This window comes from Algibacter sp. (assembly GCF_049667265.1).
Classification (GTDB): Bacteria; Bacteroidota; Bacteroidia; order Flavobacteriales; family Flavobacteriaceae; genus Algibacter_B.
This window is the reverse complement of sequence record NZ_JBATHX010000179.1, coordinates 1-2,835: the sequence shown is the minus strand read 5'-3', so window position 1 is coordinate 2,835 and position 2,835 is coordinate 1. Positions and strand designations below refer to the sequence as shown.

At 34.4% G+C, this 2,835-nt stretch carries 3 protein-coding genes; 1 reads left to right on the top strand and 2 read right to left on the bottom strand.

All coding sequences use genetic code 11. From position 1 onward, the window contains the following. Both WBN21_RS06595 and WBN21_RS06590 read right to left on the bottom strand, forming a co-directional pair. A partial coding sequence (locus WBN21_RS06595; protein WP_424198620.1) for an enoyl-CoA hydratase/isomerase family protein occupies nucleotides 1–652 on the bottom strand: 652 nt, incomplete at its 3' end. Between the two features lie 58 nt (nucleotides 653–710). Then, entirely contained in the window at nucleotides 711–2,195 is a 1,485-nt protein-coding gene (locus tag WBN21_RS06590) for an ATP-binding protein (RefSeq protein ID WP_424198619.1), read from the bottom strand. Nucleotides 2,196–2,531: 336 nt separating this feature from the next. Between WBN21_RS06590 and WBN21_RS06585 the strand changes: the two genes are divergently transcribed. Further along, on the top strand, nucleotides 2,532–2,835 hold a 304-nt coding region (locus WBN21_RS06585; protein ID WP_424198617.1), incomplete at its 3' end, for a hypothetical protein.

The window sequence follows — 2,835 nt, the reverse complement described above, 5'->3', positions numbered from 1 at the left end:
TGGCGTTTATGGCTCTAATGGCTGCACTAATGGCAACTGTTGAGTTACTAGAAATTTTAGATGCTATTTTTTCGCAAAGCGGAAGTAATTCTTCTGGTGTTGTTACATGATTTACCAAACCATAATTCAATGCCTGATTCGCATCAATCATACCTGCTGTCATAATCATTTCCATTGCTCGCCCTTTACCAACTAATTGTGGTAACCGCTGTGTGCCACCATAGCCTGGAATAACTCCCAGAGACACTTCTGGAAGTCCGAGTTTAGCATTATCACTAGCTACTCTAAAATGTGCTGCCATGGCTAGTTCTAAACCACCACCAAGCGCAAAACCATTTACTGCAGCAATAACTGGCGTTGAAAGATTTTCGACAAAATTAAATAACAATTCTTGCCCTTTTGCAGCTAATCTGGTTCCTTCGCTCACATCATAATCGGCAAATTCGCTAATATCTGCACCAGCCACAAAAGCCTTTTCACCACTTCCAGTTATTATAATAACTTTAGTGTTTTTGTCATTATTGGCATCATCAAATGCGTCGTGCAGCTCTTCAATAGTTTCTCGATTTAATGCGTTTAATTTTTTTGGCCGATTTATTGTAAGGGTTGTGATGCCATTGTTTTCTTCTGAAAGTATGTTGTTGTACGACATTTATTTATTTTTTTAAAACCTTTTAATTACTCAAAAGGTGACATTAATTATCAATTTTTTAGTTTAATGGAAAGGTAACTTTAAAAGTTGTTCCCTTGTCCTTCTCTGAATTAAAGGAGATGGTTCCTTTATAGGTTTCTACTATGTTTTTTACCATTGCCAAACCAAGTCCCATACCACTTGTTTTGGTTGTAAATTTTGGTTCGAACACCTTTTCTTTGTTCTCTTCGGTCACACCTGCGCCATTATCGGCAACCGTAATTATTACACTACCATTTTCCTTCCCTACGTTTATAATAATATTTGGTGTTTTGTTATCTGGTATGGCTTGAATAGCATTTTTAACCAAGTTTGTAACCACTCTAATGAGTTGGGTTCTATCCAGTTTTGCAATAATTTCTTTGGCATCAGAAGTAAAAACTATATAATCTTCATTAAAAATATCTAATGCCAATTTTACAATTTTTACCACATTTAAAGTTTCGTTTTGCTGAGCTGGCATTTTTGCAAAATTTGAAAATGCCGATGCAATAGAACTCATTGTATCAATTTGCTGAATTAAAGTTTTGGTGTATTCGTCGAGTTTTGAGTGGATATTTTCGTCTTCTGGATTAAACTTGCGCTGAAAATTTTGCACCGTTAATCGCATGGGCGTTAATGGATTCTTAATTTCATGCGCTACTTGTTTTGCCATTTCTCTCCATGCTTGTTCTCGCTCGCTTCGTGCTAATTGTACCGCACTTTCTTGAAGTTCATCAATCATACTATTATACGAAGTTACTAATGCTGAAATTTCTTCGCTAGTATCATCTACCTCAATTTTTTCATTGCGTCTTTCTAGTCTCGTGGTATTTATTTTATCGCTAATGGTTTTTAACGATTTTGTAATGTATTTAGACAACCAAAAGGCAATGGCAATGGCCGTTAATAATACTAAGATAAATGCAAACCCAATCCGTTTTAAAAACTCTTGCAATTCTTTAACTAGAAAATCGTCTTTTTCTAAATAAGGAATATTTAAAACAGCAATGGCTTTAGATCGGTTATCAGTAATATAGGTATAAGACGACTGAAATGTTTCCCCGTTTTCCTTGTGTATATCTACATACCTATGTTGTGCTATTTCGGAGGTATTATCAAACTCAATATTTTGAGTTAATGCATTCATAACCTCAGCATCAATACATTTATCGGCTATTTCGTTTTGCAAACCTGCCTTTGAAGAAATTAATAGGCCGCCATCTAAATCGTATAAATTAATTTGAAGCTTATGAATGTCTGCAATATTGTAGATTTCCTCTTTGAAAATTAACGGGATGTTTTCGGTTTTAACTTCCCATGTATTTTGCCTCCCGTTTAAAACCCGTTTTAAATGTGTTTGAATACTGGCTTCTTTTCGCTCTAATCTGCCTTCGTGATAATCTTTACTTTGTTCGTTATATTGATATATGGCTACTGCCGAAATTAAAACAGACCCTACTAATACCAGCAAAATCATGGCTAGGAATATGCGCGTGCGTAAGGAAAGTTTTTTTAAATTCATTGGTTTAAATATAGCAATAATCAAACCAAACACACTAAGGGTTATTTAAAAAATATTGGTTGGCAGATACTGCGCTAGGGATAGCAATGGAAAGCCCACAGCCCGACGTAGGAGGTGCGAGGACTTGCAATGAATAGCCCGACCCTTGCGGTAGCGCCCAAATAACAAATTGTTTCCATTTTGGTTTTCTTTTTTTATTTACTAAAACAATTCTGTGATTTTAAAATTTCCGATAAACAGTCAAAAAACAGGATGAAATTCAATTTATATTGTGTTTCATCGATTAAAAATGCTTTATGCCTGATTTTTTATTTACTTGTACCTAAATACAACCAAATGAAAAAATTACTAACCATTCTCATTTTTAGTTCTTGTTTTATAATGAGCTCCCAAGATGATTTAGAAATAAAAGGAACTATTGTAAACGAGCAAAACTTCCCTTTAGAAAATGCTTCTGTAAGTATTCCGTCTGCATTTTTAAGAACTGCTTCTAGCCAAAAAGGTGAATTCAATTTATCATTGGCAAATATGGTTTATGATACAGACGATGTTATTGAAATTTCGGGCAAAGATATTGAGGAAACCGTTCATATCACAATAGGAAATTATTTGAAGTTAAACAAAAAAGTTTTTGTTATAC

Excerpts from the sequence above, each read along its gene's own strand:
- WBN21_RS06590 (WP_424198619.1), bottom strand. The coding sequence starts at position 2,195 with ATGAATTTAAAAAAACTTTCCTTACGCACGCGCATATTCCTAGCCATG.